The organism is Bradyrhizobium sp. CB1717 (assembly GCF_029714325.1).
GTDB lineage: Bacteria > Pseudomonadota > Alphaproteobacteria > Rhizobiales > Xanthobacteraceae > Bradyrhizobium.
Map to the genome: position 1 here is coordinate 545,474 of NZ_CP121666.1, position 14,283 is coordinate 559,756.

Consider the following 14,283-nt stretch of genomic DNA (forward strand, 5'->3'; position numbering starts at 1 on the left):
GCATGCCCAACGCGCTAAGGGGCCATAGCTCAGCTGGGAGAGCACTTGCATGGCATGCAAGAGGTCCGCGGTTCGATCCCTCGTGGCTCCGCCAGCCTTCGCATAGCGAGGGCTGCCGCGCTATAGACCGAAGGGCGACCGCGGGCTCTACTCCCCCGCCCGCACTAAGCCGATCACGCAGCCCGATGATCTCGTTTCCAGTCCAACAAACCTCGCTTGAGGGCCACTTGGCAACTTTTAGAAGCTTTGAGCGCGAAGGCATTGAATTCATTTTCCCTAGCGAGGCATTCGGCTAAGGGGTACGGATAAAAAGTGGCGGCTGGACGTCGATCGAAGAAGGCGTGGTCGATAATAACGGCTTACTGAACGAAGTAGCGAACCCAAGCCGCTGATTGCAGCCCAGAGAAGAGGGCCGGCATTCGGTGAAATGGAAACAAACGAGTTTAATGAACCGGTGGACATTCAACGCATCGACCTAGATCACCATGCGGAGCTCCTGCGATGTTTCCAGAGCGCAGCGTCGGAAATAGTCTGAAGGTAAGAAAGAGGCAAATCGCTTTTCGGCGAAAGTGATCTCGTTGACCAGAGTCAACGTGAGACCGAGGTTGTTGTCGCTGTCTTTCCCAGGCGCATAGCCAGTCGGTAGAACATCGAATGGCATTCCTTCACCCGAAAGTGCGAGCGCCGCTGCCAAGCTGCGCAATGGTCCTGTCATGTGCCTGCGAGCAGCGTTATGAAATCGTCCGCCTCGCCGATATGATTGGTCGAGGAGCATGCATACGGTCCAATAATGAAGGTTTCCGAGATGCCTTAAGGCCGGAAGCTCGGAGTCAGGCACGACTTCACCCGCCGGAGGAAGGCCGCTGGTGACCGATAAATCAAAGGCTGGGTAGTTGGGATTACTCGGGTCCCAAATCTGTGGACCGGGTAGTGCTGGATGAGTGCCCTCAAATAGAGAGCGAAATAATGCAAAGTGCTCGCCTTCCCCTTCTTCGCGCACCGCCTCGAGCCGAGATTGCCATACACTATAATCGATCAAGTCAGGTTGGCGCATGCGCAATTGATCCAGAACCGCCTCAATCTTGCGGTAGAGCGAGCCGACGTGATTTGCGCGGGTCGTTCCAAGCACTTCATAGAGCCGTTTCACGAAGGCCCGGTCTGCCGGATTGGTTTGTCGATCTGGATCAACTGCGTCGGCAGGAGCTTCGACGTAAACGTACTTCGCTACGGTCTCCAGGCTCAATGACTCTAGCTTGAAGTCAAACGGATAGATGTCTTGTTCATACGGAAATTCCTGCCTGCCGAGATGCGGCGCTGCTCCTAACGCGAAGAGCAAATTGTTTGCCACATCTAGATGGATCATCTCTTCAATTGCTACGCCCAGCACATGCAGTGGAGGGCCGCCGTACCGATGACTGGGCCAGCCCGCGAGCGCGGCATACTGCGGAGTCTTAATCGAGAAAGCGGCAAACAGGTATTGAACTAGTAGGGAATGCTCGATCTCCGCCGCGTCCCGCAGCAACCGGATCAGTTCGAGCAACGGGTTGTCAAATAACGGCACATATTTTAGAGCGATTTGGGTGTCCCATGGTAGCGTTTCGCGGAGCGGGGTCTTAGCGGTCAGTAAGCGATTTGGGGTCCCTGGCAGGTCCGGAAGCCGATCGCTAGAAGACTCGACTAGTGGAGAGGATTTGGTAGCAAACGACGCGACCACTTTACTGATTGCATTTCGATAGCGGATGTAGCCTGTGCATCGACAGAGGTTGTGGCCAGTGACCGCCTCGACTATCGCAGCAACGTCCTGACCAGGTGCGCGTAGCATATGTTCACAAGCGACGGCGCCTGCAACGACAAAGCCCGCCGCACAGTAGCCACACTGCATGGCATCTTCTTGGAGAATGGCTTCTTGAATTGGATGTAGCTGATCGCCAGAGGATAGGCCTTCAATGGTAGTAACTTCCCAACCATTGACGTGCCGTAAGCTTATCATGCAAGCCTGCTTCGTCACCGGAGGTTCGCTTCGAGCATGACGAACCATCACAGTGCATGCGCGACATTCCCCAATACTGCATCCAATTCGGGTGCCGGTTAGACCCACTATCTCGCGGAGATAGTGGCCAAGGTGCATATCATCTGGTACATCAATAAGGTCATGCCGCTGACCATTGATAATCAGATGTGCGTCGGTTTTTTTTCTAAGCACCGGGCTCACTCCTGATTTGAAGATCTTTGAACCTAATCGGTAGCGCGCTTGGCCAAGCGCGCTCGTCATGATGTCCAAGGGCGTGCGCGATTGCGTTCGCGATTGCGGGGGCCACAGTCGTCATTGTGACTTCGCCGACGCCCTTGTGGCGGATGTTCGCATCTTGTGCGTTGAGCGCTCCATCTTCCGGCAGTGGCAGAAGTACGGTTTCGAGGTTGATTGTCGCAATGTCCGAAGCCCGGGGAAGCATATAGCGGTCGAAATTAACGAAGCGGTCCTGCCCAACCTCGGGAGGCAATGTCTCAAAAAGCGCATGCGCCAACCCCATTTGGAATCCGCCTTCGACTTGGCCTTGGAGAATGGTTGGTGTGATCGGGTCTCCGGCGTCCAAAAAAGAAACAGCATCGGTAATGCGAAGGCTGCGCGTTCGTGGATCAATTTCAACGACCGCAATATGGCCTCCAGCGGCGTATCCCGAACGAGGAACGCGCGTCTTTCCATCGGCCGAGAACGCCGGAGGGAACGTGGGATCGCCTTGAGTTGGAACGAGGATAGCTCGACTATCTGCGTCCTTTGCGAAACCAAGCGCGTCTATAAACCCCTCGTAGGTAACACCTGAATCTATAAACGTCGCGCGAGACCAACCATTCGCGAAGTAGCCATGCGCAATAGCAAAGCGGGGAACGCCGGCTGCGTCGAGGTGGGCTGCGACAGTGGCAAGCGATAGAGCGTTGCCGTTGCCCATATGAAAATGGCCGTCGCGCCAGGAGTTGAAAAGTTCGGCGTCCGGAATGTTTCTGCCGACGAGGGTCCTTATGCCGGGAAAGAGTTTGAGCCTGATGAGTGCGTTGCACGCCTGCCGCAAGACGTGGACGTGGAAGAAAGCTGTCTTCGACGCGCTTGTCGACGCGTGTCCGTACGTACTTCCTCTAGGCTGGAGTTGCTCTGCGAACGAGAGAAAGGGCTGGGCTTTGCCGAGTGAAACCCTAGCTGAAGTCTGGAACAGATCGGAAGCAACTTTGCCGAGCGACCGTCGTGAACCTTGACCCATATCGACGGCTTCGCTCCACACTGTAACTCTTCCGTCGATGTCCAGTTGCACGGCTGCGTACACGGTGTCGCTGGATGTTCCATATGCTTCCATGCAGCCTGCAAAGCCAACCCCACAATAGAGTCCATCTGCGGCGGCCCTTATTCGAATCTCCGCTCGACTCTGCCACAATTTGTGTTTGGCAGCTCGTTCACAGACCTCGGCGGTGGCAACGTGGAAACGGAGTGGAGTTCCGGCGATGTCCCGATCGGCCGTGCGAGGGTCAGGGTCATGGTGCAAAACATTCTGGCGCCGAACTTCGATTGGATCGCGGTTGAGTTTTAGGACAGCCAGCTTGTCGATGGCGGTCTCGATATTGAAGGTCACTTGTGGTATCCCGAACCCACGCATCGAACCAACGATGGGGATACGACGTTGGGTTACAACCCCGTGCACACTAGCTTGGTTGAACTTGTAGAACCCTGTCGCATGAAGAGCGCCCAATTGCATCACCGGGTTGCTCAGGTTGAGCTCTGCTCCTCCTTCGAATACAAAATGGACGAGTGCCTTATCCAAGATGCCATCCGGCTTGCAAGATATCATGCTATGGACGCCGGAGCCGTGACGTTTCAGGCCGGCTTGAAATTGCTCAAACCTATCGTAAGCTAACCGTACGGGCCTGTCAGAAAACGCAGCCGCGAGAGCTAATTGGACACTTAGCGGCGCTTTATCTCTCCCGCCGAATCCGCCACCTGGATCTGCACTCAGAATCCGAACATTGCGAATGTTAGGATTGGTAGGGCCTGCTGCAACCGCCTTGCGAACGTCATTCTGATCGCCGTACGGAGACTGTGTCCCAGTCAATATTGTCAAAGTCCCGTTCACGACAGCAGCTAGGCCGCTTTCTGGTTCAAGAAACGCCGGGTCAATCTGTTGTGTGAAAGTCGTAGTTTCAACAACGAGCGCTCCGGGTTTCATTGTTGATAAGCCGTTGTAGATGGCTTCCGCCGTTGCATCCGGAGCGTCTCCGCGGAAGAACCGCCCCTCCTTTCGTCGAAGAGGTCCGTTGTCGAATTGGCTCGAAAGTTGATTGGGAGGAAGCGATAACAAATAGTGCTGTGTAGATAATGCGGCCGGAGCAACCAGAGTCCGCCAATCGTCTAGCAATTCTTGTGTAGACTTTTCGGCTGCCGCGAGCTCTATCTCGCCGTAGCTCACTATGCTCCGATCCTCGCGCAACTGCTGCGCCGCTCTTCGGTATGTCAAAAAGTCATGGAAAACTAGAATCGCAAGAGGTTGGCTCAGGAATTGTGGAACGTGACCTATCGGGCATAGTTGCTGCATTCCCGTACCGGCGGCCATACCCGCCGTGTTGTCCATCCCTCGCGCCGTTAGCTCCTCTGCAGTGATGACAATTTCTGGCCTGTTTTCGAGACCTAAGCGATCAATATTGAGACTTTTGAAGCGACGATCGATCCAAGCAGCTCGGACAAGAAGGGCGTGAGCGCATTCTTGTGGCCACCCAAATTGCTCGGCGATATCCGCCACTCGAAAATCGCTTGCGAAGACTTTTGCGCCAGTGATCTTCGCCTTACGGAGGTCGGACTCGGTGCGGAAGAGGGATGTCTCTAGAGCCATGTTGATCTCGTTCAACTAGTTAATGCTGGTCGTATGGTCCTCGTGGTGGTGAGCCTCGCGCTCTGAGCAAAAAGTCTGTATAATCTCCAAGTTCGTCGCATAGTTTGGGTCGGTTCCAAACTCTGTAGCCATGCGCCCCTGTTGCGCAACTCGTTCGAAATCCCCGAGCTTCAGGAGTTCAACCGCCAAGTTATTATGGGCTGCCGGGTGATGGGGGTTCACTCTGATGGCAACATGGGCATGGTCAAGCGCACGCCTACTATCTCCAAGCTCAGAGGCCGCGAAGCCCGCAATCGCATTTAAATCTGGATCGCTAGCTTCGTGCCGCAAAGCCAGCTCGTACATTCCTAACGCGCGCTGAGCATCGCCTAGCTGGAGGTCTAGATTTCCCATTTCGCGCCTGGCTCGCCATTCTGATAGGCATTTTTTTTGGAAGCGGTGCTCTCAATAGCATTCAATGTCGGGAATGCTTGAGCCGGCTTTAGCTAAGGCTGCATTTATCGTGGCCTGGATATCGGACAGGCTCTTCCTCAGCTCCACTGCTCCGCTTTGGCCGAGATAAACCGCCTTCTGAGATCCGCAAACCGTTAGGGTATCGAGTTTCGTCCCTTGCGGCAGCAACTGGGCCAGTAGCGTCGGGTCTCCGTAGACTGCCTGACCTCCGACAACGACGAGTTTGATGTCCGCCGGTGTTGCCTTGACGACCGGATCGAGCGGCTTCTTCGCATTCGGGTCAATTTTCGCGTCAACGACCACGAAGTCGGCGAATTTGCCGGGCTCCAACGACCCGATATATGCGTCGAGGCGTGACATCTTTGCGGGCGCAGTAGTCGCCATTTCGATCAGCTTTTCCGACGCAACGAAATGGTGACGAGCGGCATAGCCGATCTCCTGGAGTACCCCCGCGCTACCCGAAGGGCTCCAGTCCGGCGCTATCGAGACCGTCACGTTCGCTAGCCGAGCGGCAGCCACGTTCGTGGTCGAGCCGTACAGTTCGTCGTTGCTTCGGGGGGACCACACCAAGCCGACGCTCGTACCGTCGGTCATCTTGGCGAAGTCTTCGGAACGCAGCGCGGTCCCGTGCACGAAGATCAGCCCCGGTGGCAGCGAACTGCTCTTGCTAAGCATCGTGAACTCGCGATGCGCACTGGAGTCACGCGGATTCCCCTCGGAGAGATGAACGATCAGGCTGCGTAGATTTCCGGTGCCGAGTTCGCAGAGAAGATAATCAAGTCGGGCGTGCGGCAACTCGAGGGGAAACACTTCGTAGTCGACCACATCAAGCAGGGCATCGGATCCCACCCCTTTGTTGCATTGGTCGTTCGTGGCTGGTTGTGTGAACGGGAGGCCCGACGCCATGTCGAGGTTGCGAGCCAGTCCCTTTGCGCATTTCGCGTTTTCCGGATGCCCGATCGGTAGAAGGCTCCCGACCACCGAGGTCGCACCGCCAGCCAACGCCTTAATTTCCGCGTAGATCTCTGACTCGCAGGCCGCCGCGTTTAGCGCCAAGGTGTGCGGTGTTACAAGGAACCGGTCGTACTCGGCGGTGTCCTGCCACTCATACCGATCTGCGAAGGTCCTGCCCGGCAGCCAGCGGGGCAGAATGTTCCATGTGAGGTGATTGTGGAGGTCAATGAATCCGGGAAGGACGATGCCCGGTACTTTGATCGAGGTGGGGGCGGATGCAAGTGTGGCGCTTGTCCCCACAGCCGCAATCTTCTGTCCTGAAATGGTGATGGCGCCGTCGGTAACGATGCCGGAGGGAGTCAGCAAGGTGCCGGCGATCGTCCAATCGTCGGCCGCCGCCGGGTCCAACCACGATCCAACGATCATCAAGCTGGCGATCACGCGGGCTGCGATAGAAGCCGAGACGTCCATAAGATGCTCCTCGGTGGTTTGATCAGCATTTTATGAAGCGGTTGTCATAATCCTCAAGAGCAACGAAGGCTTGTATAGAAAATTTTTTTCAGGAGGTTTCGGGAGACGGGTCGACCGGCGAGCTCGAAAAGTTGCTCCAAACCATCGCAGTCCTGGATCCGTTTAGGTCGCTGCACGCAAGATCAGGACTTACACGGAGGAGAGCTTCAGCGGTTTACTGAGGGAGCCTCAACCCCGTACAGAGGAGAAACCTTGGTAAAGCACGATAAGACGTATGTCGGTGGACAATATGTGTTCGGGCAGCAAAACCTGAACGGGCGAGATGATCTACAAATTATGACCGCTTGAGCAGCTTTCCGATGGTATCGTCATCCACCATGCCTCGGGCTCTGAAGCCTGCAGAAGCGATGAATGAGTGTGCGTCGCAAAGCGGCATGCTTTCACATCTTCCGTCCGCTTTTTCGGCAGTCTCTTGATCCGACACGCCGTCAAAATGGCAGAGGATATTCACCGCTTCAGCGGACAGATCAAACGCGCCGTCCGTCGTGGAAAGTCGGCGAGCTTGGAATTTCTCCTCAGAGTAAACGAACAGAACGTCGAGCTCGAGATGGCAAAGCTTCTCCTCACACACTTCGGCTGCTTTTCGCGCCGGCGCCTTATCATACAAGCTACCGAACGAGGACTCCGTTCGACCGAAGGAGCATAACTTCCACCCTGCCCAAGGGAAGATCCTGCGCGAGAACGCTGCAATCTGCAAAGCGTAATCGTAAACACTTGCGGCATCAAAGAACGAAGGTAAACGATTGAGTACAAGATAGTGATCCAAGGCGGGCCGGCCGCTGACCCGCCCAGGAATCTGAAGGTCCCAATTGGACGGTAGCCGCTTCAGCAGTTGAGCGCGCCACTTTTCCGTAGGATTAGTTTTCACGTAGCCGGCCAGAAGGCCATCAATTGTTTGGTTCAGTAGGTCCTGCGCCGCGAGCAGCATGGTTTGCCAATCGCCCGCAACTCGACATCCTTCCAAGTCGAGTTGAAGTCGTTTGGCGGCGTGCAGCGCGTAATTCAGTTTGTGGCTCGCTAACGCGATGGGGTTAATGCGTGCTTGCAACGCCCCTAATGTGTCTGGTCGCCAGATTGCTCGTCCGACGACTAAGCGGTGCAGCAACAGGCGTTCATCAGGGCTAAACTTCCACGCTTCTCCTGTATCGCGCTCCTGCCGTGTATATTCTTCAAACCGCGCAAGCAGCCGATCAAGCTCGTCGGGTCTCATCACTGCGACGTCGACAGTTACGGATCCTAAGGGAAGAACATGTATATCACACGGGACGTCGGTTCGCGCTGAAATTAGGTAAAGATCAAGGTCGGAATGCGGGTTGCCGAGATCTTCCACCAACGAGCCGCTGGCGAACAGAACATCTTCACCGCTCCGACCCAGAGCCTTGCCGACCCCGATATCGAGGTCGGTAAGAGTGGCACCGCGTCTATGCAGGTATTCTGTCAAGTCCATTGGTCGATAGCCAACCCAAGTCTATTCGATGTTGTTCTTGCCGCGACGCAAACTTCTTCGCTTCTTTAGCTTTCTTGACCAACGCCATCAGTCTGGGGCGTATCTTGTTGTCAATCGCGTGTTGCTTGACCTCGTCCTTGGTTTGTTTGGTCAAGACACCATATTTTTCAACCAGTTTGCTCGCCTGAGGCGCGTCATCCCCGTCCGATAACGCTGCCTCGAGCGCGGCGTTAATATTGATCTCATCGGCGAGATCGGGATCGTCGTGAAGCATCCACTCCACAAAACGCCAGGCGAGATCGCCGTGACCGGCTTCCTCTTTGGCGATCTTGGTAAGGACCCTCTTGACGATCGGATCCTCTGCGTGCTCGCAAGCTATCATAGCCTCTTCCGCAGAAATCGATTCTCCGATGCAGCCTTCGTGAACGGCTTCCAAAAAAATCCTGCGTTTGTCTCCTCCATCCGCCAGAATGTCTGAAACGTCTAGGTTTCCCGGACCGACCGGCGCTCCCGCGATATGACCGGCGATCATGAAGGAGTCGCTGGCGTGTGCGACTTCATCGGCCATCGCCCTTATAGCGTCACGTACTAGATCGGGCGGCGCGCCGAGTCCTAGCAACTGCAGCACGAACCGTGCAAATGCCGCAATTGAAGCATGCTCGCCCAACCCTGCCTTAGTCCAGGCATGAATCGTAGCGAGAGTGTCAGCCTCAGAAAGTTCGATTCTTTCCATCCCTGCATCCAGACACCAATCCGGGCTCTCTGAAAGGCCCGCAACTCTGACGTCGCCATTCACCGTGATCGGTCGGCCTGGCATCGACCGGCCTGCAATCGTTATAGCCATGCTTGCTTTGACGAACGGCATCTGAGTCTTCTTCGCGGCAAATCTTAAAAGCGGCTCTAGTTGACGGTAGCGTACGGAGGCACTCACCGTTGAAGCGAGCTTAGCTGCAGCGTCGTTCTCCCCTTTGGCTAGGAGGATGTAAGCCAAGCGACCTGCCGCGAAAGTGTCGTTCTTATTGGCCTTAAGCGCTTTTTCGAATGCTTCTTGAGCCGAGTCAGTGCGATCGTTCAGTAACAGTGCTTCCCCGAGTAGCGTCATCGGGGAGTATTCTTCTCCCAAGCAGAGCGAGCGAAAGGTAAATGACTTTGCTCGTCCGGCCAGTGTTATGGCCGACCTCAAGGCGTCCTCATGTTTCCCCGCCTGAAGCTCTACGATAACGAGCCTTGCGAGAGCTTCGTCCATTTGGTCGTCGTTTTCCACGGCGTCTCGGTACGACGTGATCGACAACTCATAATTCTTAGTGATCTCGAAGAGCTTTCCTCGCGCCATCGAACCGATGGATGACTTGCTCTTGAGTTGTGGGCCGATCTCCTTCATGACCGCGGCGATATTCGCGGCCAGAGTTTCAGCAAATTCAATTCTGTAAGCGCCATCCGAATCAGCCATGTGAGAGCCTCCGCTTGAAATAAAAGGCAGGGTCGTCGTTGTTCGGGCCTTCCCCGCACATCCGGCGAAACGTCACCGCAAGACAGCCCATGCAGCGCCTTTGCCGGTCGTCGGCGTTCAAAAAGTTCTCTGAGGTTACTACCAAAGGTTGGTAGTCTATCGTAGCTCGCATGAAAGAGGAATAGCAAAATTCGAAGCACGCGAGTGGCGGCGACAATTCAGGGTAGATCTCCCTATCTACCTGGTCCAGGCATCCAAGCCGACATCTGGTATCACTGGCAACATATCGGGGAAATGCCGCTGGCAAAGCTCGGCGGCAATCGCGATTTCGTCCCAGCGGTCGAGCTGAATGCGTCGGTCCTTAAGAGTTTTCAGCAGGCCCCGCCAATCTGAACTGGCGCCCGCTTGAATTGCATTTAGGCGGTCAACCAACGGATCGCACTCCTTGCGGTGCGGCGGCTCGCGGATGATCAGTCGTATTTTCTGAATGACATTTGCCATCAGCAGGTCGTGTTCCGCACTTGACGCGTACTGCTCATTCAATACTGCTCGAAGTTTGGTCGTCACATCGCGCCCTGCATTAACGGAGCGCAGCGCTCGTTGTCTGGCTGCGTAGGGTAGGAAGACGCCGAGTTCACGAACTACATCGGCCGGTTCATCTGAAATATGCACAAACGTCAACACCGAGACTTGAGCTTTTCCCAGAACGAAACGCAGATGTCCGGGTGCACGGCCAGCTGGTAAACTCGGCCCCTTCATTTCGCTGAGCCAAACCGTGGTGGGCAACTGCGCATCTGGCAAGTCCTGCCGATAAAGGACCATTATCGATCGTCCACAAGTCAGCAACATGTCCATGACATCGATGCGATCACGGGTGGCGATATTGAGCTGATACCGCCAACCTTCGCGAACCCTCATTCGATCGTATTTGAAGGTTGTCACCGCGACAGGGGTCAGGCCCTTCGCGTTAAAGATCTCAAGAGCGAATTCGATGCGCCGGCTTACGATGGCATCGGGACGAAACACCACGAGGGCGGTTTGATGCAACCGCATAATCTGTTCGCGGCTGTCGGGCCAAAGGTTGACGATGTCGTCCCACGCATCGCGGAAATAAGGATCGCCTCCGAACAAATCCCGCTTCCGGCTGTTTCTTGTCAGAGAAGGCGGAATCTCGATCATGCGAGAGCGCTCGAAACTACAGTGGTCCGACTAAGCGCCGCGAGGAGACTTGCGAAGGAGCAATGTCCAGCGCGAGCGCCGACGCCAGTTGTCGCTAGGCCTCCGGCCATGTTTGCTAGTCGTAGCCGGTCTAGATCCGAAGCTCGTTCGAGCGATCGGGCGATAGAATACGCTGCTACGAAAGCGTCGCCCGCGCCGGTTTCATCGACAACACTGACGTCGAACGCCGGCGAAAAAATGCGATTTCCGCTTCTGTCGAACAGCAGCGCGCCCTGGGGGCCAATAGTTACCACTACATCGCAGTCCGCGCGCGGACCCGATTCGACCAGAGCGGCAACCGCTTCGCCAAACGTCGCTTGATATTCGCGACGGTTTAGAATGATTGTATCAGCGATTTGGCTGATACGGGAAAAACGCTCAAAGGACGCAAACAGTCCTCCCGGTGCCCAAACCAGGCGTGGTCTTGATTGTGCTTTCAGACGGGACAGGATGGCGTCTGTCAAACCCAAGCCAGGATCCATCAGGATGACGACGTCGAATTCGGTTGGATCCAGCTTCGAGAGTCTTGCTGACCAATCCAAATTCGCGTCGTTGGCGCCGCGGTGCATCAGCATGTATCGCCCGGTCGGGGAACTCGGGATAACGACCGATCCGGTCTGTCGTTGCGCGTCGACGGCGATGGCCGACGTATCGACCCGATTGGTATTTAGATCATTGCATAGTTCCTTTCCATGGAGATCGTCACCTATTGCGCCGATAAGTTGCGTGCACGCCCCAAGTCTCGCCGCGGCAACGGCGCAGTTGGCGCCATGGCCTCCAAATCCCGTGCCGAAGGAGCGTATCTCTGCCGTTCCGTCATCAGGCGGAATCCGATCCACATGAATGAACAGATCGTGGTTGATACTGCCGGCAACCAGTACCTTGGTACGCGCCACCTGACGGATAATTTCATCCGCCTTGCCGATCATGATTTTCGTTCCGAAGGCAGCACGGCAATCGCGGAGATTTCGACTAGATGATCTGTCACCGCTAACCGCGACACCTCCACTAACGTGCTGCTCGGCGGCGGCTCGGTGAGGACTTTGTTCCTGACTTCGGAGATCGCCTCGAAGTTTTCCATGTCGGTGAGGTAAATGACGAGGCTCACGATGTCCTCCATTATCCCTCCGGCCTCGACCAGCAGGTGTTCGATCTTTTCAAAAACGTACCGCGCCTGGCCGGCTGGATCGCCGACGGATACCGTTTCTCCGGCCGCATCGCTGGAAACTTGACCGCTGATGAAGACCATACGGTCACCCGGCGATATTGAAACCGAGATCGCCGGCGAATAGCGAGCGATCGGCTTGGTATGTCCTTTTGGCGAAATGACGATTCTGTTAGCCATCGCGCGAGAACCTCAATTCTGCTCAGGATATGGTCCAAAAGTGTCGTTGATCGACGATAGTTGCAACTCGCGCATTTCCACTCGTGCCGGCACCAAGAAAACAAGCCTGACCACCTCGCTAATTTCCTGGATGGAAAGACTGGAAGGCCGGTCTCCTGGCTGTTTTGTTCGAAAGAACGTGTCGACCCGGCTCATGGTCAGGTTAGTGATGCGAATGCCCGAGCTTCTGGTTTCACGACGCAGCGATTCGACAAATCCGTTCAGGCCCCACTTCGATGCACAGTAAGCTGCGCGGCCCGCAAATCCGAACCGGCCGGAATCTGACCCCATGATGACGATCTGTCCACGGTCGTGCCGCTCAATTAGCGGAAGGCAGGCTTTCATTGTGTAGAACGCGCCGTCGAGGTTTGTCGACATCACAGCTCGCCATTCGTCCGGCTTGGTTTCGGTGACGGTCCCCCAGATTCCAATGCCGGCATTCACCACGCAACCGCGTAAGGAATCGAGATCGACGAGCGAAGCAGCCCCTGCTTCGTTGACGGATGCCTCATTGCTGACATCGACGATCGCCGTTCTTGCGTCCACACCAAATGCCCGGCACCTTTCTGCAGTCTTCGCAAGTTCCCCGCCTGTCCGCGCCCACAGTACGAGATCGAAACCGCTTCGTGCGAGTTCAAGCGCCGCTCCTGCGCCAACTCCCCGACTTGCGCCGGTCACCAGTACATATCCTTCGCCCTCTTCCATTACAGGCTCCTTGGATGCAGAATTGAATTGACCCTCGCGGTTGCAAGCCTTTCGTCAAAACTCGCAGGGTCGGCAACATGCATGTCGCTCAAGTCACTGAACGGGTCCGGCATTCTTAGGATTCGAATGACGCCATCGAAGCCGATCTGAACTAGGCGGTCCGAGATTTCATCGACGAAGTGATCGACACCCTTGGGAAAAGTACGGTTGGGACCGTCTAACCGTTCCCGTTGAATGTAGACCGTCCGTACCCCGTCCAAATGGTCTTGGCTTAGCACCATTGTCTGGTCGGAGCCTGGAATGCCGAGAGTTCGAACGCCATGGGTCCATGCCGTCCAGCAATCTGATTCTCCTTCGACGACGATCATCTCCGCTGAGTTGTGGAAGGCATGGTTCGGCGGGGCGATATAGGCAGTGATTGGTTCGTTGGCGATCGCAGACCATTTCGATCCATCGGCGCCGCGAAGCGCCACGCGCAGCCGCGCTTTGCCCGCTCTGCCATCCGGAAAGTGATAACTAAAGCGTACGCCTTCCGGTACGTTGGTCAGCCCGTATGATCTTAGATCCGCAACGGAAATTCGCTTAAGGTCGCTAAGAACTTCGATCGTGACAGCCATCTTCCAAACCAATTTAGTGCTGATACCGCCGACTAAGCTCCGCCGCCGTCCGTGAGACCATCAGCAGGAGTGCGCGTGGAAAATATCTCCAAACGTCTTCTGACCTGCCCCACGATCGCCGGGTGGAAATGCTCTAGGATCAGGAAACCCATGACTATCGATTTCGGGCAGACGTTTTCTTTTTGACCGCCAATCGACCAGATCTTTCCGTCCCGAACGATCCCGCCCATGGGAATACAGCCCCCTGCCAGTGCCAGGGCATCCTTTTTGTCCGCATGAATAGCCACCTTGCGACCGGACAAAAGTCCGCACCCAGCTAGAATGAATGCACCGGAACAAACGCTGCAAATGATCGTCTCTTGTTGGGTGGCTTCGCGCAAGGATGCCTGGAAAGACATCGACGGCCGCACCCATTGCGCAGCCCTTCCGCCTGGGAAAACCAGCGCATCATATTCCCGAAGTCTTCCATGATTGATTTCGCAATTTACCCGTAACCCGCCCGCGGTTATGGCAAGGTCGATTCCCAGACAAGAAATTACGGTCAGTCTTGGAGTGGCAGCGACGAGTTCAGACGCCTTTTGCAGGACGCAGGCGACCCCGACAAAGTCGAGATCATCCATCCCGTCAAATGCAACGACGCCGATGTGGGCCAT

The 14,283-nt window shown here is 55.7% G+C and carries 11 protein-coding genes and 1 tRNA gene; 1 reads left to right on the forward strand and 11 read right to left on the reverse strand.

Annotation, left to right across the window (positions count from 1 at the left end):
* Positions 1–18: 18 nt before the first annotated feature.
* Positions 19–94: transfer RNA gene (locus tag QA649_RS02555), tRNA-Ala, on the forward strand.
* Positions 95–475: 381 nt separating this feature from the next.
* Here QA649_RS02555 and QA649_RS02560 read toward each other — a convergent pair.
* The 11 genes from QA649_RS02560 to QA649_RS02610 all read right to left on the reverse strand — a co-directional run bounded on the left by QA649_RS02560 (position 476) and on the right by QA649_RS02610 (position 14,283).
* Positions 476–2,272 (reverse strand): ferritin-like domain-containing protein, encoded by a 1,797-nt coding sequence (locus QA649_RS02560; protein WP_283022820.1) that lies wholly within the window; start codon positions 2,270–2,272, stop codon positions 476–478.
* Positions 2,196–4,886, reverse strand: coding sequence for a molybdopterin cofactor-binding domain-containing protein (locus QA649_RS02565; protein WP_283022821.1), 2,691 nt, complete (start codon positions 4,884–4,886; stop codon positions 2,196–2,198). Before QA649_RS02565 ends, QA649_RS02560 begins: the two co-directional genes overlap by 77 nt.
* A gap of 429 nt (positions 4,887–5,315) precedes the next feature.
* On the reverse strand, positions 5,316–6,749 hold the full coding sequence (locus QA649_RS02570; RefSeq protein ID WP_283022822.1) for an amidohydrolase family protein: 1,434 nt from the start codon (positions 6,747–6,749) through the stop codon (positions 5,316–5,318).
* Positions 6,750–7,083: 334 nt separating this feature from the next.
* The gene (locus tag QA649_RS02575) at positions 7,084–8,256 is read right to left on the reverse strand and encodes a hypothetical protein (protein WP_283022823.1); all 1,173 of its coding nucleotides are present in this window, start codon (positions 8,254–8,256) and stop codon (positions 7,084–7,086) included.
* A complete protein-coding gene (locus tag QA649_RS02580) occupies positions 8,231–9,706 on the reverse strand; it encodes a hypothetical protein (protein ID WP_283022824.1) in 1,476 nt (491 codons plus the stop codon). The genes QA649_RS02575 and QA649_RS02580 overlap by 26 nt, the downstream gene beginning before the upstream one ends.
* Before the next feature lie 237 nt (positions 9,707–9,943).
* Positions 9,944–10,885, reverse strand: coding sequence for a nucleoside-diphosphate kinase (locus QA649_RS02585; RefSeq protein ID WP_283022825.1), 942 nt, complete (start codon positions 10,883–10,885; stop codon positions 9,944–9,946).
* Positions 10,882–11,853, reverse strand: a complete 972-nt coding sequence (locus QA649_RS02590) for a PfkB family carbohydrate kinase (protein ID WP_283022826.1) — start codon at positions 11,851–11,853, stop codon at positions 10,882–10,884. Before QA649_RS02590 ends, QA649_RS02585 begins: the two co-directional genes overlap by 4 nt.
* Positions 11,850–12,269, reverse strand: coding sequence for a RidA family protein (locus QA649_RS02595; protein ID WP_283022827.1), 420 nt, complete (start codon positions 12,267–12,269; stop codon positions 11,850–11,852). Before QA649_RS02595 ends, QA649_RS02590 begins: the two co-directional genes overlap by 4 nt.
* A 12-nt stretch (positions 12,270–12,281) precedes the next feature.
* Positions 12,282–13,013, reverse strand: coding sequence for an SDR family oxidoreductase (locus QA649_RS02600; protein WP_283022828.1), 732 nt, complete (start codon positions 13,011–13,013; stop codon positions 12,282–12,284).
* On the reverse strand, positions 13,013–13,630 hold the full coding sequence (locus QA649_RS02605; RefSeq protein WP_283022829.1) for a hypothetical protein: 618 nt from the start codon (positions 13,628–13,630) through the stop codon (positions 13,013–13,015). Before QA649_RS02605 ends, QA649_RS02600 begins: the two co-directional genes overlap by 1 nt.
* A 32-nt stretch (positions 13,631–13,662) precedes the next feature.
* Complete coding sequence (locus QA649_RS02610) at positions 13,663–14,283, reverse strand: DJ-1/PfpI family protein (RefSeq protein WP_283022830.1); 621 nt, start codon at positions 14,281–14,283, stop codon at positions 13,663–13,665.